Genomic DNA, 20663 nt, shown 5'->3' on the forward strand with positions numbered 1-20663 from the left:
CAGGGCCTGGATGAGGCCCGCCGCGCGCGAGCGCGGATCATTCGGCAAAAAGCGCGACGGACTGGAACCAGTTGCCCGCCGGAACGTTCTGCAGCCCGTGATCCGCTATCTTGTCCTCGCTTTCATCTTCTTCCAGGTCGCCACGACAGCCGCGTTGGCGACGCAAGTGGTTCTGTTCGAAGACGAGTCCGATGGTGCGCTCTCCCCAATTGGGCCGGCAAGCGCGGCGTCGACGCAGCCGATCTCCCCACTCGTGGGGGAGACGGCTGGCAGGCCAGAGGGGGGCGTGACGGAACACCTGCTGATCCAAATTGATACCCGAAAGCAATCTCAGGTTTCGCCTATGAACGACTGAGAGGCCAGCGGGCCGGCGCCCCCCTCTGCCCTGCCCCGCAGCAGTTGCGGAGGGTGGACCGGGCATCTCCCCCACAAGGAGGGCGATTGGCAGCTTCGCGACTTCGCTAGTTACTATTCAATCGTCACACTTTGCTTGCCACGTCACCGGTTTGACGTTGATCGCCGCTATTGTCTCAACCTATGCTGGCGCGCGGCGGGTTAGAGACATACGAGGTATCTTCGATGAAGCGATTGCTTTTCGCCGCCACCCTGCTTCTCGCCGCGCCGGCGGCCCATGCGGCAGCCATCGACTGCGCGGCGGCCAGCACGCAAGCCGACCTTGCCACCTGCACGGCCAAGGACGCGGTCTCGGCCGACGCAGCGCTGAATGCCGTCTACAAGGCGCTGGCGGCGCGGCTCGCACCCGCCGACCTCGAGCGCCTGCGCGACGCGCAGCGCGCCTGGATCCCGTTCCGCGACAAGGAGTGCGCCTTCCGCACCCGGCCCTATAGCGATGGCACCGTGTATTCGAGCCTGGTCGGGGTTTGCAAAGCGGAGTTGACCAAGGCGCGGCTGGTGCAGTTGCAACACCAGCTGCAATGTCCGGAAGGCGACCTCTCCTGCGTGCCGCAAACCAGCGTCGCGACGGCAAAGGCCGCGCCTGCGACGGCGAAGGCCGCGCCTGCGACGCCGAAGGCCGCGCCTGCGACGGCTGGCGCCGCGCCTGCGACGCCTGCCCAGGCTAGCCAGAACGATACGAGGCCATGCCTGCAGTCGGCGGGCAAGGCGAAATCGGACCAATATGTCTCGCAGTGCATTCAGGTGTCGCCGGCGACGCACCCGCCCTGCAACGGGCAGAATGCGTGCGGCATGATGATCGAGGAGATCAAGCGCGGCTGTGCCATGATCGGCAACGACAATCCGCCGGCCTTCTGTTCCGCCTACAAGGATTGACCCGCTGCCCCCCGTTGACCTGGCGCGATCAACATTCCAAGCGGAAGATCAACCCTGCATAGCAAGACAACAGTAAGTTCGCCTTTGGGGCCAATATTAGCGCAAGCAGAGACGATACCACCAAAAAAAGACAGCAAATCTTCTCTCCCGGCCATGATGCTTGGCAAAAATTGGTTCCAGTTTTTGTCGCAAACCTGCAATCTTGTGGATGCGCCGTGAGTCGTGAGTGGGCGCCAACGATAACTTGGTCCAGGTTGCTTGGCCCAAACAGTTTGGCCAATTCAGGAGCCCGCGATGGACGGAGCGCCCAACGATCTACGCACGCTGAGATATGTCGCGGAGATCACGCGCAGGCTGGCGAAGATGCTCTCGCGCACGCGCTACCAGATGCTCGCCTATTTTCTTGAAATGACTGCGGTGGAAGCAGAGAGCCTGGCCGACGAACAGGATCCCGAGCAACGCCGGGCGTCCAAATCACCTCAGGCACGCGGCTGATCGCCCGCCGCAGGGGGGCCAGAACGGCAACGCATTTCAGCCGTCGCGCCTCGACGGCCTGCGGAGCGCTTCGAGCACGGCAAGCAGGCGCCGGACGGCTTGCCCCGCGATAACAGGATGCGCCGCGCCCGTCGGCCGCGTCCACCGAAGACCGGGCGGCCACCCTGCGGCGCAACCGCCCAGGGCAGCCAGATGGTCGCGCCACGGCGATGGCGCGCCATCATCCGTTGCGGGCAGCCCGCCTCAGGCCTTGGCCTTGCGCTTGCCCTTGCCTGCGTCGCCGGCGGCCGGCTTGCGGCCGAGGCCGGACGATTTGGCCAGCGCGGAGCGGGTGGCCGAATAGCTCGGCGCCACCATCGGATAGTCGGCGGGCAGGCCCCATTTCGCGCGGTATTCGTCCGGCGTCAGGCCGTGATCGGTCGCGAGGTGGCGCTTCAACGACTTGAACTTTTTTCCGTCTTCCAGGCAGACGATGTAGTCGGGAAAAACCGAGCGCTTCGGGTTGACGGCGGGCGTCTGCGCGACCGCCTCCTTGACCATGTTGCCACCGGCGAGCTTGCGCACCGACGCGCTGACGCTGGCGATCAGATCGGGCAGGCCGGAGGCAGGGAGCGGATTGTTGCCGACATAGGCCGAGACAATGTCGGCGGTCAGTTCGATTGCAGTCTTGTCGTCGATATTGGACAATTTTTTCACCTTCTGCCGGCTCTCAAGTGACCGGCTGCTTTTAAGACTTTGGTCTAGTTATCGTGTCGGACTAGTCCCCCAACGGACCGCCGATAGTCAGTAAACGCACGAGACTCGATACCAGACTGATGTTTCTACACGGACTGCAAACACGCAAGTTAGGAATTCTAATAGCTATAGCTAACGTTTTATAGCACTGGCGGTCCGCCTGGATGCATAAAAGGCGCTAAAGCACTTCGATTTTCCATGGAAGTTGCTGAAAAATCGAAGTCCAGGCCAAGTTGCGGCGCGCAACGACAATCCGCCGCCGAGCGGTCGAGCATGCGCGATTCGGCAATCCTGTGGCAAACCGCTCAGTTGGCGGCGACATCGTGCCTGAGGTCCACCGGCGGCTTGTCGGCCAGGATTTCCAGCACGCGCTTCCAGCGCGCGCAGCGGCCGAAATCCTTTTGCTCGATGGCCTTTTCCGCCTTCATGGCCGCATAGAGCGGCGCCTCCGCGCCGAACTCCCTGACCAGCCAGTGTGCCTCCTGCCTGGCGCGGCGTTCGTCTTCGTCAACTGCAATTTTGGACATCCCGGATCTCCGTACCTTCGATGCCGACCGCAAGGCAGCTGCCAATGACGAGGACGGCGCCGGCAACCGCCGTCATCGTCAGGCTTTCGCCCGACAGGGTCAGCAGAAACGTGGAAGCGATCGGCGTCAGATAGGCGACGACCGCTATGCGGCCGCCGTGATCGAGCTTTGCCGCGCGCGACCAGAAATAGTAGCCGAGCCCCATCGGACCGGCGCCGAGATAGAGGCCGAGCAGAAGATGCGCGCCGTTGGGGGGCGCGACGCCATCATGCAGGCACCAGGCCAAGGTGAGCGCGACGCCGATCAGCGCCGACGGCAAAAGCAGGCGCTCGGGCGACACGGCAAGGCGGCCGACGGTGAGCGAGTAGAAGGCCATGCAGAGCGCCGAGCCGAAAGCGGCGAGGTAGCCGACGAGGCCGCCTTCGAACCAGGCCTGCGTGCGGCCGCCGGAAATGACCAGCGCCACGCCGGCGAAGCCGAGCGCGGCAGCCAGACCGAGCAGCAGCGGACGCCGCGGGCGGCCAAGCAGGATGACGCCCGCGGCAGTCATCAGCGGCCAGGTATAGGCGATGAGGTTCGCCTCGATGACCGGCATCGAGGCGAAGCCGACATATTGCAGCACCATGGTGCCGACCAGGCCGATGAAGCCGACGACGTAGGCGAGCGCAACATTCCCCTTCTCCCCTGGTGGGAGAAGGTGGCGTCGCAAAGCGAAGTCGGATGGGGGGTGTTCCAGGGAACGCCAACGTTTTACTTCGCTGGAACGCCCTTCATCCGTCCCGGCGCTAGGCGCCGATCCACCGCCCGGGGGCGAGCCGCGGGTCTCGCCCGGTCCTGCGGACCCCGCGAGGGGAGAAGGAAAGGCGCCAGCCAGCCGGATCAGCGCGAAGACCAGGGCCGCGCCGCAGAACTGCAGGAACTGCACTTGCGACACCGGATGGGTGGCAAGCAGCGTCTTGCCGACAAGGGCGTTGGTCGCCCACAACGCCACCGCGCCCAGGGCGAAGGCCAGCGCCGCCTTCAAGGCGGCTCCGGACCTCCGCCCTTCCTGCTCGGCGGTTATGACCAGCCTCGGGTTCAGCGGCGCAAAAGGCGGCTGCGGCCCGGCTGGATCATGGCTGGCTACCATGACTCCCTGGCCCCGCCGGGGACGGGTTCGGCACCCGGCTGCGGCATGGGATGCTCCTCGGCATGGCGGCGATAGGCGGGCAGTTGGTTGGCCCAGACGTCCTCGGCCAGCTCGTTCACCCACGCTCGGTCATGGTCGTTGTCGGCGGCAAGGTAGAACATGCGGTTGTCGTCGACATAGGGTTTGGTCGCCGAGCGCTGGTTGAGCACCAGCGTGACGCGCTCGCCGAGCTGGATCGGGGCGGTGCGGTGAAGCACGCCCAGGAACTGGCCGAGCGTGGCGTAGTTCATCTTGTGGTCGATGCGCATGATCTTGTTGCGCGGCAGGTCGCGGCCGGATTCCAGGATCGAGCGGCCGGTCTCGGAATCGTCGCAATAGATTTCGAGATGACCGCCGATGAGCGGGTCGCTGATCGACAGCGGGATGAGCTCCGTCACCGGAACGCCATCGCAATGCCATTCGACCGCGCCATCCCTGGGGTTCATGAAGGTGACGGTCGAGCCGACGATCGACAGCGGATACGGCTCGAGCTTGGTTCCCATCATGTCGGACAGCCTCTCCAGGCGCAGCTTGTCGTGCAAGAGCTCCTTGATCTCGGGGATGAAGCGGTCGGCGCCGGTGATGAAGGTGAGATCCAGATGCTTGCGCACGGCATGGCTGGCCTTCAGTTTCAGGGCGGCTTCCTCAATGGCGGCAAGCAGCGCGGGATCGTAACCGTGACGATACTGGGCGACGCCGAAGCTCGACACTTTCCAGGACGTCTCATGACCAATGATGGCCTCGCGGCTCATCGCACAGCGCAGATCGGGAATTGAATGAGCGTTCATTCTACTTCTCCAAGGTGGGGGCAACACTTGGTAAACAGTCGATTAATTCACCTCCCCCTGTAAATTTAGGAATGCTGGTGCTAGCGTAAGCCCAGCTTAAGGTCGAAACCCCGTGCGTCTGCTCAGTCAGGTCAATCTCAACTCGCTGAAAATCGTGGAAAGCGCCGCGAGGCACAAGAATTTCACACGCGCCGGCGAAGAGCAGTTTATCACCGCTTCGGCCGTCAGCCAGCGCGTGAAGAGCCTGGAGGATCAGCTGCGCTTCAAGATCTTCGAGCGCGGCGGCAATGCGGTGTCGCTGACGCCGGAAGGCGAGACCTATGTGGCGCGCGTGCGCGAGGCGCTGGAGCGGATCGTGGCGGCAAGCATGGAGGCCACCGGCCAGTCGCAGGCGCACGTGCTTCGCATCTGCGTTTTGCCGACCTTCGCGGCACGCTGGCTGTTTCCCAGGCTGATGGCTTTCCAGCGGCAATATCCCGACATCGAGATGCGGGTGTCGACCTCCTACGCCACGCATGAATTCTCGACATCGGAATACGACGTCGAGATCCGCTATGGCGACGGCAATTTCCCCGGCTTGCTGTCGGAGCTGTTGTTCAAGGAGGATCTGACGCCGGTGTGCAGCCGCAAGCTGTTCCACGAGGTGCTGGGCGAAAAGCCGCTGTCGAAGGTGACGCCGGAGGACCTGCGCTATTTCACGCTGCTCCACTCCGACACCTGCACCCAGAACTGGCAGTCGTGGCTGGGCTTTGCCGGCGCGAGCTTCGTGCTCGGCGAGGCCAGGAGCGCCTATTTCGATTCCTGCATGATGGCCTACGAGGCGGCCAATGCCGGCATGGGCTTTGCCGTCGCCAACCGCGCCTATATGGCAAGCGACATCCGCGCCGAGCGCCTGGTGGCGCCGTTCGCGGTCCACCACCCCAATACTGCCGGGTGGTATTTCGTCAACCCGATCAAGGCGGTCGGCGCCCGCAAGGTGGAGTTGTTCAAGCAGTGGATCATGGCCGAGGCGGCGCTGACGCAGCGCCAGCTCGACCTCGAGATCGCCGGCGTGCCGGTGAGGCTGGCGGCGATCGCGTGAAGACCGGCGTCCCCGCGCCGAATGTCGGCATTTTCCGATAATCTTTCCGCTATGGCCGGCTACCGCGATCACACCATGACGCGGCGGCAAGACTCAGCTATCTTGGATCGTGCGGCGGGCCTGATTTTCCCGCTTGGCCGGCGCTATCGAGCTTCCTCCCAAGCAGCGCCGGCCTTCTTCGTTCAGCCGAACAATAGTCGATCGGGCCGGCCTCGGCGCTATTGCTTCGGCGGGGTGCCGGGCTGGTCGCCGCCGGTGGTCGATTTCGGCACCGGGTTCTTGTCGACCTGCGGGTTCTGGTCGACCGCGGGCGCCTTGGTCGGCGGCACGCTGTTGTCGCACGCGGCGAGCACGAGCCCTGCCGCGGCAGCCAGCAGCACAGGAAGTTTCTTCATGACGACCTCCTCTCGTTCGCCCCTTTCATGCAGGGCAAACGAGACGGCGGCGGTTTGGTTGCGTGGCGCGGTTTGGTTGGTTGGGGGAACCATCCGGCCCGCGTCCGGTTGAGAGCCAATCGAACGTATAAGGAGATGGCCATGATCCGCCTGCTGCTTACGGGACTGTTGGCCTACACCGCCTATCGCGTCGCCGTGAGGATCATCGACGAGGTGCCCGGCGATGTCGCGCCGCTGGACATGCCGGGCGATGAACGGCGCACGCTGCGGCGTCAGTCGGCGAAGATGGGGGTCGAGCCGAAAAGGTAACGACAGCCAATCTCCCCTTGAGGGGAGGTCAACCCCGTTGCGAACAAAGCGGAAACGATGCTTGATGGGCGATGAACATCGCCGCCCGTGATTCGTCCTTCGAGACGCCCGCCTATCTTGCCCGGCTGAACGAGGAACAGCGGCTGGCGGTGGTGCATGGCGACGGCAAGGTGGCGGCGCCGCTTCTGGTGATCGCCGGCGCGGGCTCGGGCAAGACCAACACGCTGGCGCACCGCGTCGCGCATCTCATCGTCAAGGGCGCCGATCCGCGCCGCATTCTGTTGATGACCTTCTCGCGGCGTGCTGCTTCGGAGATGGCCAAGCGCGTCGAACGCATTGCCGGCGAGGTGCTGGGACGCGACGCGGCGATCATCGCCGACGCGCTCGCCTGGGCCGGCACGTTTCACGGCATCGGCGCCAGGCTGCTGCGCGACTATGCCGAGCAGATCGGCCTCGATCCGGCCTTCACCATCCACGACCGCGAGGACTCCGCCGACCTGATGAACCTTGCCCGGCACGAGCTGGGTTTTTCGAAAACCGAAAGCCGCTTCCCCACGAAAAGCACCTGCCTGCAGATCTATTCCCGCGCGGTGAATGCGCAGGCGCCGCTCGGCGAAGTGCTGGGCTCGGCCTTTCCCTGGTGCTCAGGCTGGGCAGAACAGCTGAAAGAGCTGTTCGCCGCTTACGTCGAGGCCAAGCAGGCGCAAAGCGTGCTCGATTACGACGACCTTCTGCTCTACTGGGCACAGATGGCGGCCGAGCCCGAGATCGCGGCGCATCTTTCCTCCCGCTTCGACCATGTTCTGGTCGACGAATACCAGGACACCAACCGGCTGCAGGCCTCCATCCTGCTGGCGCTCAAGCCGGACGGCGCGGGCTTGACCGTTGTCGGCGACGACGCGCAGTCGATCTATTCCTTCCGCGCCGCGGAAGTGCGCAACATCCTCGATTTCCCGAAACAATTCGCAAAGCCCGCCGAGGTCGTCATGCTGGAGCGCAACTATCGCTCGACCGAAACGATCCTGGCCGCCGCCAACAAGGTGATCGGCGAGGCCAGCGAGCGATTCACCAAGAACCTGTGGACCGAGCGCAGGTCCTCGCACAAGCCGCAACTGGTCAGCGTGCGCGACGAAGCGGAGCAGGCCAATTATGTCTGCCAGGCGATCCTCGCCGAACGCGAGGCCGGCACGGCGCTGAAGGCGCAGGCCGTGCTGTTCCGCGCCTCGCATCACAGCGGGCCGCTCGAGGTCGAGCTGACGCGCCGCAACATCCCGTTCGTCAAATTCGGCGGCTTGAAATTCCTGGACGCCGCGCATGTGAAGGACATGCTGGCGATGCTGCGCTTCGCCGAGAACCCGCGCGACCGCGTCGCCGGCTTCCGCGTGCTGCAACTGATGCCGGGTATCGGGCCGTCCGCCGCCTCGCAGATCGTCGACGCGATGGCGACGTCGCTGGACGAGACGCTGGGCCTTGCCCGCTTCCGGCCGCCGCAACGCGCGGCGCAAGACTGGCCGGTTTTCCTCGACATTTATAGCGGGCTGCGCGCCGGCGCCAAATGGCCGGCCGATCTCGAGCGGATCAGGCTCTGGTACGAGCCGCACCTGGAGCGCATTCATGAAGACGCCATCACGCGCCGGGCCGACCTCATACAGCTCGAGCAGATCGCGTCGACCTATCCCTCGCGCGAGCGCTTTCTCACCGAACTGACGCTCGACCCGCCCGACGCCACCAGCGACCAGGCCGGTCCGCCGCATCGCGACGAGGATTACCTCATCCTGTCGACCATCCATTCTGCCAAGGGCCAGGAGTGGAAGAACGTGTTCGTGCTCAACACCGTCGATGGCTGCATCCCGGCAGATCTCGGCGTCGGCACGAAGGAGGACATCGAGGAGGAGCGCCGGCTGCTCTATGTGGCGATGACGCGGGCCAAGGACAGCCTGCATCTCATCGTGCCGCAGCGCTTTTATCCGCACAACCAGCCGGCGCGCGGCGACCGCCACGTCTATGCCTCGCGCACCCGCTTCATCCCGGCCTCGATGCTTTCGGCCTTCGAGCAGTCGTCCTGGGCAAGCGCCGCGATCAAGGACGACCCGCGCCAGCGGCCGGGCGTCAAGGTCGATCTCGGCGCCCGCATGCGAGGCATGTGGAAATAATGCATGCCGCTCAGAAGTGCGACGCGGTTCTGGGACAACGACAAGCATCATCACAAAACCTGAAGCGCGTCGTCTGAAATCCGTTTCAGCGCGACGCGCCTTAGCGCAGTTCCAGGAAAGTGTGACACGGTTTTCCGTCAGGAATTGCGTCAAAACAAAGAGATAGAGCGCTTCGCCATTTCCGTGAAACGGCGAAAATGCGCTAGGATTGCCCACGACGGGACTCGCCGAAGAAAGCCTCTCCGGAGTTTTCCGATTTTATGTCTTCAATCCGGCTTGGCGGCGGGCGTGGCTTCACCGATCGGCGCGACCGGCTCGGCCGCGGCGACGAAGGGATGGACGAACTGCTGGTGGTAGAGTTGGGGCACCGGCTGGTCGACGCCGTATTTTTCCGGCATTCGCGGCGGCATGAACAAGGTGCCGGCGATGAGGTCGAGAAAGGGCAGCTGGGCGGCAAAATTCTTGTCAAAGGCCTGGCGTTCGTTGGCGTGGTGCCAGTGATGGAACTGCGGCGAGGCGATCAGCCATTTCAGCGGCCGGAACCCGATGCGCGTGTTGGAGTGGATGAATACCGACTGCCATTGATAGATCAGCACGTAGATGAGAACGGCCTCGGCGGAAAAACCCAGCGCGAACAGCGGCACGAAGGAAGCCGACTTGGTCAGGATCTGGTCCACCGGGTGCACGCGGTGGGCGGCCAGCCAGTCCATCTCCTCGATTGAGTGGTGGATGGCGTGAAAACGCCACAGGAACGGCACAGCGTGGAAGGCGCGATGGGCGAGGTAGAAGCCGATGTCGGCGATGAGCAGCGCCTCGATCGCCTGCAGCCAGACAGGTTGCGACTGGACGGCCGCGGTGAGCCCTACGGGAACGAAACGCTCGATCAGCAGCATCGCCACGCCGATCACCAGCAACATGCCGAATTTGATGACGATGCCGTTGAACAGCAGATAGAAAACGTCGTTCAGCCAATGCCGGCGCGTCACCGACTGCTCGCCGTGCAGCGGCAGGAGCTGCTCCAACGGGATGAAGATGAGGGCGATAACCAGCACCGCCTTGAAGTCGATGAGATCGAACACGGTCGCTCGCGGATCGGGTAGGGCCAGCCACCGACACTAGCCGCCAAAGGATGAACGGACCGTTGATGGCGCGCCTAAAGCGCGTCGCGCCAAAACGGATTCAGCCGACGCGCTTTCAGATCTTTGTTTTGATGCATGTCGTTGTCAGAACCGCCGCACACTTTTCGGCATCATGCTCCAGGCATGAGCGGCGCAGGGCTGCCCCGCGGAAATCGCGTGAAACTTTTCGGCCGCTTGCGTGAAACACCGCACGGACCGTTCGCGTTCACCATGCCATTTGCGGACGCGCGGCAAGGAGGGCGGATGTTTCTCGATCGCGAGCGTTTCAAGCCGGCGGCCGAAATGCGGCTCAGCCGGGACAAATCGTCGATCCGCGTGACGATAATCGACCCGAAGGCTTGCGAACTCGGCGAGGCCGTCTATGCCTGGATCACCGCCGAGGGCAAGCCGGTGAGGATCGGCACCTGCGGCGCCTCGGCCGGCAAGCGGCTGCTTTCCTATCCGGGCTATATCAACCGCAGCCTTGCCGGCCGCGGCGGCACAACGCCGAAATGGGAAGCGTTGAAGTGGCTCAACCTGCTCAGCGAGCACGGCATGCTGACGGCGGTGGTGCATCAGCCGGAGCCGACGCCGACCGCGGCGGGCCTGATCAGACCCTATGTCGACATCGAGCGCCAGTTGATCCGCCAGCACAGGCCGTTGCTCAACCGCAGCCGGCGGTAAGCTCGATCGTTCAGTGGACCGTGCCGGCGTCGTCGCCGCCAAGCATGCTGCGCGGGCTCTCGAAGCTCACGCGGTCGCGGCCGTTGGACTTGGCCTTGTAAAGGTGGCGGTCGGCGACCTGGAACATGTCGTGGTAGGTTGTCGGCCCGCTGAAGGCGATGCCGCCGATGCTCACCGAAAGCGGCCAGGGCCGTCCGCCGGGTGCAAACTCGGCCTCGCGGATGCTGCGCCTGATGGATTCGGCGACCAGAAAGGAGCGCGCGGCATTGGCACCGGGCAGGAAGACCACGAATTCCTCACCGCCGATGCGCCCGACGATGTCGGCGCCATGCAGTTGCCCCTTGATCGTCGCGGCGATCAAGCGGAGCGCCTGGTCACCGCAATCGTGGCCGAGGCGGTCGTTGATCGACTTGAAATGGTCGGCATCGACGATCAACAGCGCGCCGGCATGAGCGACGGTTTGGCTGCGCGCCTGCTTGAGATAGGCCTCGACCAGCATCGAGAAGGCGCCGCGGTTGAAGACCGCCGTCAGGCTGTCGGTCGCGGCAATGACGCTGAGCTCCTTCTGCGTGATCGCCAGCTGGCGCATCTTCCACATCAGGAAAAACAGGAACGAGCCGCCAAGCACAAGCGGCAGGAAAAGATCCGTCAATTGCGCCCAAAGCAGCGCCTGCGGCGACAGCGAGGGGAAATTGAAGGAATCGACGAAGAAGGCGGCGGCAATAAAAAAGGCGGTGCCGGCGGCGGTGACCACCACGACCCTGCCCCAACTCGTGGGGGATAAATCGATGCGCATGTCATTTGCTCCCATGCATGGCGGCATCTTGGCGCGGGAAGGCAAACGAACCGCTAATGTGCAGTCTCCAATTCGAATGTGAGCCAGACGTTGGTCTCATGGAGGCCCCGAGAGGCTGGCGATCGTCCGCGGGCCCCAGATATCCGGACTTATCACAGGCGATTGTTCCGCTTCGCGTCGTCAGCCGCGGCGGCGGCTTTCATTCGAACCCGCTGCGCGGTCTCGCAAGCCAGCTATCTCAAATTCAGACGACACCCGATTTCGTCCGCGTTGTTTTGCTTCGCGAACGCATCGGCCGGCAAGGCGAAGGACATCCTCGGCATCTCCGTTGCGAGCGATTTCCGCCCCTCCGATGCTGACCGTCACCTTCACGTCGTCCCGGCGGCCCTGGACCCAGGGAATTCCTTCGATGTGGCGGCGGATGTTCTCCGCAATGATCATCGCCTGGTCCTTGCGCAAGTCGCGCAGAAGAACTCCGAACTCTTCGCCACCGAGGCGACCGATCGAATCGCCGGGGCGCGTCATGTAGACGAGCGCCTTCGCGATCCGGATCAAGGTCTCGTCACCTTTGGCATGTCCATGCTTGTCATTGACTAAGGAAAAGTGATCCATGTCGACAAGCAGAAGCGTGTCACATTCACCTTCATCGCGCTTTCTGTCCACGCGCGCGATGAATTCACCGCGGCTGAGCAGCCCCGTCAGCTGGTCGTGACTGGTCACGAAGGCCAGCCTGTCATGCGTCTCTCTCAGTGCCGCATACGACTTCTCCAATTTGTCGTATGTGTCCTGGATGGTTTCTGCCTGGGCGAAGATGTAAGCGCTGACAGGCATCCCAATCAGTATGGGAATGAAGGTGCATTCCACCCAGCTGAGCCAGTCGATCGGCATCTGCAGGGCGAGCCTCGCCGTGAACGACAGAGCGAAGGTTGCGACGACCGCAATTATCGTCACAACGATCGACTTGCCCAGGATACGTCGGGTGCGCGGACTCATGCCGTCAGCTTACAGAATCGACGCTAAACACGGCGTTATCAATTCCGCTAACATTTGCGCCGACGACCTACCCTGCCAAAACGGCAGCTATGCCGCGCGAATTGCACGGAACCGCCGCGCTGCCGAGACTGGAACCCAGTTGCAAGCAAGGGCCGGGCGCCAGCAAAGTATCGGCTGGCTCGTCCGGTCTCAGGCGTAGGCGCGGCCTTCCTCGGAACGCTGGAAAAGCATCAGGTCGAGCGGCACCGACGGCCTGCCGAGCACGGTCAGCACCATGTGCGCCTGGCCGCGATGGTGGGTCTGGTGGTTGAAGAAATGGCTGAGCGCCGGCGAAAGCCGCTGCGAGACGGTGCGCATGTCGGAGAGTGTCATGTAGGAGAAGCGGCCGGTGAGCGCATTCTCGCTCATGCCGCTGACCCAGTCGATGATCCGCCTGTCCTCGGCCTCGCGCGCACTGTGCAAAGGTGGTAACGCCTTGTAAAGAATGGCGTCAAGGGACGATGGCGCGTGTCCCTCGCCGGTGAAACGCTTCATCCAGATGCGATCGGCGGCCAGGATATGGTTGAGCGTTCCCATCATCGAGCCGAAGAAGGCGCCGGTGTCGCGGTTGAATTCCTCGTCGGTGAGGGCGGCGGCGGCATCGTAGATGCGCGCATTGGCCCATTGATTATAGGCCGCAAACATCATGAAATGCTGTCTCATTATTCCATCCGGCTCGCAGCGAATCCTGGCTCTTCGTAACCCGCAGGGACTTCAATGACCATTCTGTTCTACGACCTCGTCGGCCATGATGACCAACGCCCGTTCAGTCCGCATTGCTGGAAGACGAAGATGGCGCTGGCCCACAAGGGGCTCGACGCCACCAAGGTGCCGACGCGCTTCCTGGAAGTGCCCAAAGTCGAGGGCGGCGTATCGAAGACAGTGCCGGTGATCCGCGACGGCGAGCGCGTGGTGGCCGATTCCTTTGCCATCGCGCTCTATCTGGAGGAAGCCTATCCGGAGCGGCCGACGCTGTTTTCCGGTGAAGGCGGCAAGGCGACGGCGCGCTTCATCGAGCGCTGGTCGCAGTTCACCATCCACCCCTATATCGCGACGGTGGCGCTGACCGACCTGCATGCCATGCAGGACGAGCCGAACGCCGCCTATTTCCGCGAGGATCGCGAACGGCGCTACGGCAAGCGGCTGGAAGATGTCGTGGCCAACCGCGATGCCGGGCTCTCGGCTTTTCGCGCCGCGCTGGAGCCGCTGCGTTCGACGCTCGCCCGCCAAGCCTTCATCGGCGGCGAGGCGCCGCTGTTTGCCGATTACATCGTGTTCGGGGCGTTGCAATGGGGTCGCATCGCCTCGCCTTTCCAACTGCTCGACGATGGCGACATCATCGCCCACTGGTTCGAGCGCTGCCTCGACTTGCATGGCGGGATCGGCAGACAGGTCGCGGCGGCGGCGTGACGGCAGCGAGCGTCGGAATTGCCATGTTGCGCTATGAGGTGCAGGCCGAGATCTGGATTTATCCTGGTGAAGGCGGCTGGCATTTCGTGACCTTGCCTGTGGAGTTCGCGGCGCCGATCAAAGCGGCGATGGCGGGACTGGCGCGCCCTTGGGGCTCGCTCGGCGTCACGGCGATCATCGGCAAGACAAGGTGGCAAACGTCACTATTTCCCGACAAGGCGTCCGGCAGCCTGCTTTTGCCGGTCAAGGCCTCGGTGCGCCAGCGCGAAGGCCTCAACGCCGGCGACGCGCCGACATTGACGGTGGAGATCGAGCTTTAATCCTGCCTGGGCGCATCCTTCTCGACCAGCTTGACGCAGATCGGGTCGCCCTCGCCCATGCGGGCGCATCGCCATTCCGGGCCGAAGCCGAAATTGTGATCCCTCGGCGGCAGGACCAGCAGGACGAAGACGATCGCCGCGCATATGAGTGCCATGAAGACGACGCCCAGGATGTCGCCGCGTCTGAGATAAGGCCAGTTCATCGCCTCAGGCTCCGCTGTCACGGCACTCCGGGACCAAGCGCCGGAGGCGCATGCAGCCGCCTAATTATCCCGCAAAGCGGCCGCCTTGACCAGAAGCCGCCTCCCCTTGGCAAGCCGGCAAGCGGCTTGTATAGAGCCCGCCACTCCAATTTCCATTCCCACAACAAGGACCACCCTATGGCGATCGAACGCACCTTTTCCATGATCAAGCCGGACGCGACCAGGCGCAACCTGACGGGCGCCATCACCAAGATGCTGGAAGACGCCGGCCTGCGCGTCATCGCGTCGCGCCGCGTGTGGATGAGCCGCCGCGAGGCCGAGGGTTTCTACGCCGTCCACAAGGATCGCCCGTTCTTCGGGGAGCTGGTGGAATTCATGTCGTCGGCTCCGACCGTCGTGCAGGTGCTGGAAGGCGAGGACGCCATCGCCAAGAACCGCGAAGTGATGGGCGCCACCAACCCGGCCAATGCCGCCGAAGGCACCATCCGCAAGGTGCATGCGCTGTCGATCGGCGAGAATTCGGTGCACGGCTCGGACGCGCCGGAGACCGCCGCGCAGGAGATCAAATACTGGTTCTCGGACACCGAAATCGTCGGCTGAACCGACAATTTCGGCTTTGCAACAAAGGCGGCCGAAGGGCCGCTTTTTTGTCGCAACGGGGTTGGCAGGCTGATCGGGTGCGCTAAGTCCGCCCTCGCCGGCGAAGCGATGTCGCCGGCTGGAAGCGGTTATCGCGCTTGCGTCTAGAACCGGATGATTTCAGGTCGAGTCGATCTCATGAAACCGGCTCTAAATCAAAGAGATAGAGCATGATGTCGTCTGAAGACCGCTTCGCACTTTTCGGCATCATGCTCCTAGTAGAAGGGAGGGAAGCATGGCCCAACTCCATGTTTCCAGGAGTGGCGCTGCGTATCCGGACGATCTCGTCCTGTTGAAGCGCCTTTACGACCAGGTCTGCGAGGAACGGGGCATCGTCCCCGGCAGCCCGGAGGCGTCGGAGCTGGCGATCGAAGCCATGAAGCTCTTTTCCGCCGGTATTTTCGACGAAGATACTATCAGCCGCCGTCTTCGCCACCACTGATCGAGCGAAAAACGGGCTCAATCGTCCTCGCCGTAGCGGATGACCTCGACCTTCTCCCTGGTCATCAGGCAGCTCTTCGTCCTGGTCAGCGCCTTGATCTCGGGGATCAGCGCATCGATCTTCTCCGACGCGTCGACGATCTCGACCACGATGGGCAGATCCTGCGACAGGCGCAGGATCTTGGCGGTGTGCAGCACGCTGGAGCGACCGAAGCCCAGCGGCCCCCGCAGCACCGTGGCACCGGCCATGCCGGTCTCGCGCGCCTTGATGACGATTGCCTCGTGCAGCGGCTTGCCGTCGGCCGCCCTGTCGTCTTCGCCGAAGAAGATCCTGAGCAGCGCGCATTGCGCGGGAAGTTCCATGTTCTCCTCCTCGTACGGGTTGGCCTGATCACCTGGTCGCCTGATCGCCTCCTGGCAAGCGGTTGAGCCTGGACGCCATGAGATAGCCCAGCCACGCCGCGGCGAGCGACAGCCCGACCACACTGATGAGATAGGTCGCGGCCAGCGGCAAGTCGCCCTCGAACAGCAGGATGAAGGTATCGAGGCTCATCGCCGAAAACGTGGTGAGGCCGCCGCAGAAGCCGGCCATGACGAAATTGCGGCTAGCGGGAGCGACCATCAGGCGGCCGTCCGGCCCGGTCAGCGTGGCGAAGGCCATGATGATCCACGAGCCGACGACATTGACGAAAGCGGTCGACCAAAGCGCGTTGAGCCCCAGCAGCGAGACGATGACATGGCCCGACAGGAAGCGGGCCAGCGAGCCGATCGCCGCACCGCAGCCGACCGCCAGATAAAGCCGCATCGCCGCCTGTCTGTCTGTCATCGCTTCACCCGTCATGCCGATGGCTAACCGGCCATCCAGAGGACCGCCCGGAAGCCGAGGGCGACGGACAACACGCACAGCACCGAGGAGGCGACTGCATTGAAGGCGGCGAGCCGCCCTTCGCCGTCGAGCGCCAGGTTGAGCGTCTGCAGGCAGAAGGACGACACTGTGGTGTAGCCGCCGAACAGGCCGACGACGATCAGGTCGCGGACGAGATCGCTGGCGAAGACGCCGCCGAGCGCCCGCGCCGCGCCGGCGAAGGCGCCGATGGCAAGGGCGCCGGAGACGTTGACCGCAAGCGTGCCCCAGGGAAAGGTCTCGCCAACGCTGCGGCCGACCACGCCGGAGAGGAAAAAGCGGGAAATACCGCCGAAGAAACCGCCGATCAGGACCAGGGCGCAAGCCGCAAGGGTCATCGCTTCAATACCTTCTCTCTGGCGATTCCACCCAGGGAATCACTTCAACAAAGCAGGCACGATGCGAGCGGAAAAAACAAATCCTGCCGCGCAAAGCACGCCTGGCAGGAGTCATCAGCCCAAAGGGCGGTTTCGGGGGAACCCCATCCCCATTTTTCATGGGAAACTATGTGCTTCCGGCAAGACGGTCAATCGGCTCTCGTGAGATCGCCGGCCGTGGCAATCGCTTGCGCGCCCCCGCCGGCCCGCGCGACCCAGACTCGTTTCCTATACCCAGCCAAGCTCCCCCGCATTCGACTGTTCGATGCCCGGAACCATCCCGCGCTAGCCGATTGACGGCGACCTGCTGCGCCGGCGGGCAGACGCTCCCATCAGAGCCGGGCCTACGGATCAACTGTGAATTCGGTCCACATGCCGGCTGCATAGTGACCTGACTGGTTACAGATCAGCAGATACTTTCCAGCCTTGAGATTAACTCTCAACGTGCCAGACGCGCCGGGTTTGAGATCCGAAACCTCGCCCTTGTCGCCGGCCTTGTCTTCGTCAACGCGGTTCTGGGCGTTGATGTATGGAAGCTGCCGACCAGGATTGGCGAGGTAGATGACGATCATTTCGTGGACCCTGTCCTTGGAGTCATTCTTCACATTGAATGTGACATTTCCGGCCTTCACTTCTGGGGGCGAAACCTTGATGCCCATGGTCGCCTTGGCGGTATCGGCGCTTGGCGTCGCATAAGCGAGCCCAATCGCCATCGGCATCCTCGCGCCTTTGTCCCACAGCGAGACATTGACAAGCGATGCTGCCTGAGTAGCGCTTGCGTCTCCTGCAATCAGCATTGCAGCAGTCAGCCCGACCGCCGCTCGTGTTGATGTGCGTTTCATGGTGACCTCCATCCAAACGACAGCGGGTGCGGCGTTCGTCAATCTGCAGCGTTGCAGAGCCGGCAGGACGCTTCGGCAGCCAATCTGCCGACAATGGGGAGATATCCGGCAGGGACGTTTTCCTGCCGGCATCAAAAGTTCTGCACCGCCGCTTAGCCTTCGCTGCGAGGTATGACTTTACTTCGTTGACGTCACTTCGCTTGGCGCTCCTTCACATTCGCATGATCGTTTGCCGCGTCCGTGTCGGTGGCGGGCGTCTTGGTCTCCTCACCGGTGAACGGACTGCCCTGCCCAGGCGCGAGGTCGCCGCTATGGCCGGCCTTGTTGGTCTGGAAGGGCTGGCCGTCAGGGCTTAACCCGTGCTCGGTGGCGTTGAACAGATGGTCGTCCGCCCTGGCAAGGCCGGCGAAGGCGATCAGCGAAACGCCGGCGGCGGCAAGAACAAGCGCATGTCTTTTCATTTCTGGTCTCCCTTGAGTAGCCAGATCGACCCGCGCATTCGGTCTGGCGGTTTCAGTAAAGGGACAAGTCCCTTTTTGCCTGCCCGCCATATGGGAGAGTTAACGCCTCTGCGGCGCGGATTATTCCCGGCGCCGACACGAGGTGGTGGTTGGGCCGCGAGCAAGATGCGGCGCGGCAGTTCTTCGCGCAGAGGTCGCAAAGCGATCCGTCGAGACTCAACTCGCGGCGTTGAAGCGCAGGATGTCGCGGCCGTTCTTGTCGGCGATGGTGAGCTTGCCGGCGTCGATCCGGTAGGACGCCGCCTTGGCCAGCGCGTTGAACAGTGCCTTCTCCTCAGCCATCACATCCTGCGCGCAAGCCATGCGAGTCGAGCCGACATCGCCGATGGCGATCCTTTGCCCTTCCACCGAGGCGGTGGCGAAGTAGGTGTTGCAGGGGCCCTTGCCACCAGCCTTGCCGGCCTGGCTGACGCGGAACGTCGCCTGCGGGTCGGCGATGGCACCGATGCCGTCGATGTATATTACGAGCCAGCTCTGGCCATAGAGCGATGCGGCATCAGGCTCGGTGGCGGGAGCGACCATCTTCAGCACGACGGTTTGCTGCTTGCCGTCCAGCGGATCGACCTGATGACGGGTGTCGGTGATGAACAGCAACCGGTCATCGACGGTAATGCGGGCCTGCAGCGCATAGGCCCTGCCGGGTTTGATCGCCGTGCGATCGAAGCCGATCTCGAACTTGATCGGCACCTGGCCGGCCGGCACGATCTTGCGCTGGCCAATGATCGTCGCCGGAGCGTCGGCCAGCGAGACATCGGCGAGCTCGACCGAAAGCACGGCATTGGGCGGCAAGGCGATGCGCTCGCGATAAGTCACCTCGCCGACAAGCGTCTTTTCGGCTGCGCCCGAGAGATCCGGCACGGCAAGCACGCCGACGACCAGCGGCACCAGGCCGAAGATGAAGAATTCCGCGATCCTGTCCAGCATGACCCTGCTCCGCCAAGCAAATCAAACCGAACGGCTAGCTTGGCAAGGATTGCGGTCGTTCGATGGCCGAAATAGGATCTTTATTCGCGCGGTTTCGTCCAGCGGTCCGCCGCGTGATCGTCGGCTTCCTTGGCCTCGACCCAGCCGCCCTGGGTGCCGTCGGCACGGTGCTCCTTCTTCCAGAACGGGGCGCGCGACTTCAGATAGTCCATCAGGAAATTCGCCGCCTCGAAGGCCGCCTGGCGGTGCGCGGAGGCGGCCACCACCAGCACGATGTTTTCGCCAGGCGCTATCTTGCCATGGCGATGGATGACGGTGAGCCCCTGCAGCGGCCAGCGCGCGACCGCCTCGGCGGCGATGCGGCCGATCTCGGCCTCCGCCATGCCGGGATAATGCTCGAGCTCGAGCGCCGACAGCGCGCCCTGTTCGTCGCGGCAAAGGCCGGAGAAGGTGACCACGGCGCCGATGTCGGCGCGGCCTTTGGTCAGGCCGGCGATCTCGGCGGCGACGTCGAAATCCTCGTGCTGGATGCGGATGGCGGGCACGATCGCGCCGGCCATCTCAGCCCCCGGTCATCGGCGGAAACAGCGCGATCTCGCGCGCGCCCGCGATCTTCTCGCGGTGGCCGACATGTTCCTGGTTGATGGCGACGCGGATGACGTCCGGATACTGCAGCGCGTTTTCGTATTCCTCGCCGCGCGACTTCAGCCAGCGCAGCAAGTCGGCGACGGTCTCGATGCCGGCGGGCAATTCGACATGCTCCTCCGGCTTGCCGATCCGCTCGCGCACCCAGGCGAAATAGATGAGCTTGGTGGACATATCACTCGTCCATGATGTGCTTGAGGCCGGCGCGGAAATAATCGTAGCCGGTATATAGGGTGACGAGGGCCGCGATCCACAGCAGCACCAGGCCGATCTGGGTGGTCAGCGGAAAAATCTTGTCGCCGGCCGGACCGACCAGGAGGAAAGCGATGGCGACCATCTGGATGGTGGTCTTCCATTTGGCGAGCTGGGTCACCGGCACCGACACTTTCAAGGCGGCCAGGTATTCGCGCAGGCCGGAAACCAGGATCTCGCGGCACAGGATGATGATCGCCGCCCAAAGCGACCAGCCGGCGATGCCGCCATGGCGATCGGTGTCGGCGGCGAGCAAGAGCAGGCAGGTGGCGACCAGCAATTTGTCGGCAATCGGATCCAGCATCTTGCCAATGTTGGAAGTCTGCTGCCAGGCGCGCGCAAAATAGCCGTCGAAGTAATCGGTGATCGAGGCGAGCAGGAAGATGGCGAGCGCCGACCAGCGGGCGAAGTCGGACGACTTCAGATGCCCCTCGAGAAAGAAGCACAGCACGACCAGCGGCACCGCGACGATGCGGGCGTAGGTGAGGATGTTCGGCAGGTTGAACGCGCGCTGTGCCATGTCGTCTCGGGAAATCTCCTCCGCCACAGGTACTCAAATCAGAAGCCAACGTAGGGGGTCAACAGGCGAGATTCGATTGACCAGGGAAAAATGG

General features: G+C 63.5%; 30 protein-coding genes and 1 riboswitch. Of the genes, 11 read left to right on the plus strand and 19 right to left on the minus strand.

Annotated elements, in window-relative coordinates; genetic code table 11:
• Positions 1-10: 10 nt before the first annotated feature.
• The 3 genes from F3H96_RS13925 to F3H96_RS13935 all read left to right on the plus strand — a co-directional run bounded on the left by F3H96_RS13925 (position 11) and on the right by F3H96_RS13935 (position 1785).
• Positions 11-355: a hypothetical protein gene (locus F3H96_RS13925; protein ID WP_149802296.1), complete on the plus strand. Its 345-nt coding sequence runs from the start codon at positions 11-13 to the stop codon at positions 353-355.
• A 224-nt stretch (positions 356-579) separates the two neighbouring features.
• Positions 580-1290 (plus strand): lysozyme inhibitor LprI family protein, encoded by a 711-nt coding sequence (locus F3H96_RS13930; protein ID WP_188131388.1) that lies wholly within the window; start codon positions 580-582, stop codon positions 1288-1290.
• 294 nt (positions 1291-1584) lie between these two features.
• Positions 1585-1785 carry a hypothetical protein gene (locus tag F3H96_RS13935; RefSeq protein WP_149802298.1) on the plus strand — a complete coding sequence of 67 codons (201 nt, stop codon included), beginning with the start codon at positions 1585-1587 and terminating at the stop codon, positions 1783-1785.
• A 243-nt stretch (positions 1786-2028) separates the two neighbouring features.
• On the opposite strand, the gene F3H96_RS13940 is transcribed toward F3H96_RS13935, so the two are convergent.
• The 4 genes from F3H96_RS13940 to F3H96_RS30525 form a co-directional block, all read right to left on the minus strand.
• A complete protein-coding gene (locus F3H96_RS13940; RefSeq protein WP_149802299.1) occupies positions 2029-2472 on the minus strand; it encodes a MucR family transcriptional regulator in 444 nt (147 codons plus the stop codon).
• Between the two features lie 353 nt (positions 2473-2825).
• Positions 2826-3047 (minus strand): hypothetical protein, encoded by a 222-nt coding sequence (locus F3H96_RS13945; RefSeq protein WP_149802300.1) that lies wholly within the window; start codon positions 3045-3047, stop codon positions 2826-2828.
• Positions 3028-4176 carry a DMT family transporter gene (locus F3H96_RS31105; RefSeq protein WP_244620004.1) on the minus strand — a complete coding sequence of 383 codons (1149 nt, stop codon included), beginning with the start codon at positions 4174-4176 and terminating at the stop codon, positions 3028-3030. Before F3H96_RS31105 ends, F3H96_RS13945 begins: the two co-directional genes overlap by 20 nt.
• Positions 4170-5003, minus strand: a complete 834-nt coding sequence (locus tag F3H96_RS30525) for a hypothetical protein (RefSeq protein ID WP_188131389.1) — start codon at positions 5001-5003, stop codon at positions 4170-4172. Before F3H96_RS30525 ends, F3H96_RS31105 begins: the two co-directional genes overlap by 7 nt.
• A 112-nt stretch (positions 5004-5115) precedes the next feature.
• Here F3H96_RS30525 and F3H96_RS13970 point away from each other — a divergent pair, with 112 nt between their 5' ends.
• A complete protein-coding gene (locus F3H96_RS13970) occupies positions 5116-6084 on the plus strand; it encodes a LysR substrate-binding domain-containing protein (RefSeq protein WP_149802301.1) in 969 nt (322 codons plus the stop codon).
• 218 nt (positions 6085-6302) lie between these two features.
• Here F3H96_RS13970 and F3H96_RS30530 read toward each other — a convergent pair whose 3' ends face one another.
• The gene (locus F3H96_RS30530) at positions 6303-6479 is read right to left on the minus strand and encodes a hypothetical protein (protein WP_188131390.1); all 177 of its coding nucleotides are present in this window, start codon (positions 6477-6479) and stop codon (positions 6303-6305) included.
• Positions 6480-6620: 141 nt separating this feature from the next.
• Between F3H96_RS30530 and F3H96_RS30535 the strand changes: the two genes are divergently transcribed.
• Both F3H96_RS30535 and F3H96_RS13975 read left to right on the plus strand, forming a co-directional pair.
• Positions 6621-6788, plus strand: coding sequence for a hypothetical protein (locus F3H96_RS30535; protein WP_188131391.1), 168 nt, complete (start codon positions 6621-6623; stop codon positions 6786-6788).
• A 71-nt stretch (positions 6789-6859) separates the two neighbouring features.
• Positions 6860-8941 (plus strand): ATP-dependent helicase, encoded by a 2082-nt coding sequence (locus tag F3H96_RS13975; RefSeq protein ID WP_149802302.1) that lies wholly within the window; start codon positions 6860-6862, stop codon positions 8939-8941.
• Between the two features lie 266 nt (positions 8942-9207).
• On the opposite strand, the gene F3H96_RS13980 is transcribed toward F3H96_RS13975, so the two are convergent.
• Positions 9208-10020: a sterol desaturase family protein gene (locus F3H96_RS13980; RefSeq protein ID WP_149802303.1), complete on the minus strand. Its 813-nt coding sequence runs from the start codon at positions 10018-10020 to the stop codon at positions 9208-9210.
• Positions 10021-10323: 303 nt separating this feature from the next.
• Here F3H96_RS13980 and F3H96_RS13985 point away from each other — a divergent pair, with 303 nt between their 5' ends.
• The gene (locus F3H96_RS13985) at positions 10324-10743 is read left to right on the plus strand and encodes a hypothetical protein (protein ID WP_149802304.1); all 420 of its coding nucleotides are present in this window, start codon (positions 10324-10326) and stop codon (positions 10741-10743) included.
• Positions 10744-10753: 10 nt separating this feature from the next.
• Here the strand turns inward: F3H96_RS13985 and F3H96_RS13990 are convergent, their stop codons facing one another.
• The 3 genes from F3H96_RS13990 to F3H96_RS14000 form a co-directional block, all read right to left on the minus strand.
• Positions 10754-11539: a GGDEF domain-containing protein gene (locus F3H96_RS13990; RefSeq protein WP_149802305.1), complete on the minus strand. Its 786-nt coding sequence runs from the start codon at positions 11537-11539 to the stop codon at positions 10754-10756.
• A 180-nt stretch (positions 11540-11719) separates the two neighbouring features.
• Positions 11720-12532, minus strand: a complete 813-nt coding sequence (locus F3H96_RS13995; RefSeq protein ID WP_149802306.1) for a GGDEF domain-containing protein — start codon at positions 12530-12532, stop codon at positions 11720-11722.
• A 189-nt stretch (positions 12533-12721) separates the two neighbouring features.
• The gene (locus F3H96_RS14000) at positions 12722-13234 is read right to left on the minus strand and encodes a DinB family protein (RefSeq protein WP_149802307.1); all 513 of its coding nucleotides are present in this window, start codon (positions 13232-13234) and stop codon (positions 12722-12724) included.
• A gap of 54 nt (positions 13235-13288) precedes the next feature.
• Here F3H96_RS14000 and F3H96_RS14005 point away from each other — a divergent pair, with 54 nt between their 5' ends.
• Together F3H96_RS14005 and F3H96_RS14010 are read left to right on the plus strand one after the other, a co-directional pair.
• On the plus strand, positions 13289-13981 hold the full coding sequence (locus F3H96_RS14005) for a glutathione S-transferase family protein (RefSeq protein ID WP_149802308.1): 693 nt from the start codon (positions 13289-13291) through the stop codon (positions 13979-13981).
• Between the two features lie 23 nt (positions 13982-14004).
• On the plus strand, positions 14005-14301 hold the full coding sequence (locus tag F3H96_RS14010; RefSeq protein ID WP_149802309.1) for a DUF1905 domain-containing protein: 297 nt from the start codon (positions 14005-14007) through the stop codon (positions 14299-14301).
• Here F3H96_RS14010 and F3H96_RS14015 read toward each other — a convergent pair.
• Positions 14298-14504, minus strand: coding sequence for a hypothetical protein (locus tag F3H96_RS14015; RefSeq protein WP_149802310.1), 207 nt, complete (start codon positions 14502-14504; stop codon positions 14298-14300). The genes F3H96_RS14010 and F3H96_RS14015 overlap by 4 nt on opposite strands.
• 177 nt (positions 14505-14681) lie before the next feature.
• Here F3H96_RS14015 and ndk point away from each other — a divergent pair, with 177 nt between their 5' ends.
• Both ndk and F3H96_RS30540 read left to right on the plus strand, forming a co-directional pair.
• Positions 14682-15104 (plus strand): nucleoside-diphosphate kinase, encoded by a 423-nt coding sequence (gene ndk, locus F3H96_RS14020; RefSeq protein WP_149802311.1) that lies wholly within the window; start codon positions 14682-14684, stop codon positions 15102-15104.
• A 274-nt stretch (positions 15105-15378) separates the two neighbouring features.
• Positions 15379-15585, plus strand: coding sequence for a hypothetical protein (locus F3H96_RS30540; RefSeq protein WP_188131392.1), 207 nt, complete (start codon positions 15379-15381; stop codon positions 15583-15585).
• 17 nt (positions 15586-15602) lie between these two features.
• Here the strand turns inward: F3H96_RS30540 and F3H96_RS14025 are convergent, their stop codons facing one another.
• The 9 genes from F3H96_RS14025 to pgsA form a co-directional block, all read right to left on the minus strand.
• On the minus strand, positions 15603-15947 hold the full coding sequence (locus F3H96_RS14025; RefSeq protein ID WP_149802312.1) for a DUF190 domain-containing protein: 345 nt from the start codon (positions 15945-15947) through the stop codon (positions 15603-15605).
• A 28-nt stretch (positions 15948-15975) separates the two neighbouring features.
• Entirely contained in the window at positions 15976-16410 is a 435-nt protein-coding gene (gene crcB / locus F3H96_RS14030; RefSeq protein ID WP_149802313.1) for a fluoride efflux transporter CrcB, read from the minus strand.
• 23 nt (positions 16411-16433) lie between these two features.
• Positions 16434-16826, minus strand: a complete 393-nt coding sequence (gene crcB / locus F3H96_RS14035) for a fluoride efflux transporter CrcB (RefSeq protein ID WP_149802314.1) — start codon at positions 16824-16826, stop codon at positions 16434-16436.
• A 98-nt stretch (positions 16827-16924) separates the two neighbouring features.
• Positions 16925-16986, minus strand: a riboswitch (Fluoride riboswitch).
• A 223-nt stretch (positions 16987-17209) separates the two neighbouring features.
• Positions 17210-17707, minus strand: a complete 498-nt coding sequence (locus tag F3H96_RS14040) for a sulfocyanin-like copper-binding protein (RefSeq protein ID WP_244620005.1) — start codon at positions 17705-17707, stop codon at positions 17210-17212.
• Between the two features lie 191 nt (positions 17708-17898).
• Positions 17899-18168 (minus strand): hypothetical protein, encoded by a 270-nt coding sequence (locus tag F3H96_RS14045; RefSeq protein WP_149802315.1) that lies wholly within the window; start codon positions 18166-18168, stop codon positions 17899-17901.
• 216 nt (positions 18169-18384) lie between these two features.
• Positions 18385-19152: a YbaY family lipoprotein gene (locus F3H96_RS14050; RefSeq protein WP_149802316.1), complete on the minus strand. Its 768-nt coding sequence runs from the start codon at positions 19150-19152 to the stop codon at positions 18385-18387.
• 80 nt (positions 19153-19232) lie between these two features.
• Positions 19233-19712 (minus strand): molybdenum cofactor biosynthesis protein MoaE, encoded by a 480-nt coding sequence (locus F3H96_RS14055; protein ID WP_149802317.1) that lies wholly within the window; start codon positions 19710-19712, stop codon positions 19233-19235.
• Between the two features lies 1 nt (position 19713).
• Entirely contained in the window at positions 19714-19971 is a 258-nt protein-coding gene (gene moaD / locus F3H96_RS14060) for a molybdopterin converting factor subunit 1 (RefSeq protein ID WP_040972157.1), read from the minus strand.
• Position 19972: 1 nt separating this feature from the next.
• Positions 19973-20569: a CDP-diacylglycerol--glycerol-3-phosphate 3-phosphatidyltransferase gene (gene pgsA, locus F3H96_RS14065; RefSeq protein ID WP_149802318.1), complete on the minus strand. Its 597-nt coding sequence runs from the start codon at positions 20567-20569 to the stop codon at positions 19973-19975.
• Between the last annotated feature and the right edge of the window lie 94 nt (positions 20570-20663).

The sequence above is a fragment of the Mesorhizobium sp. NFR06 genome (assembly GCF_900115245.1).
In the GTDB taxonomy this organism is placed as follows: domain Bacteria; phylum Pseudomonadota; class Alphaproteobacteria; order Rhizobiales; family Rhizobiaceae; genus Mesorhizobium.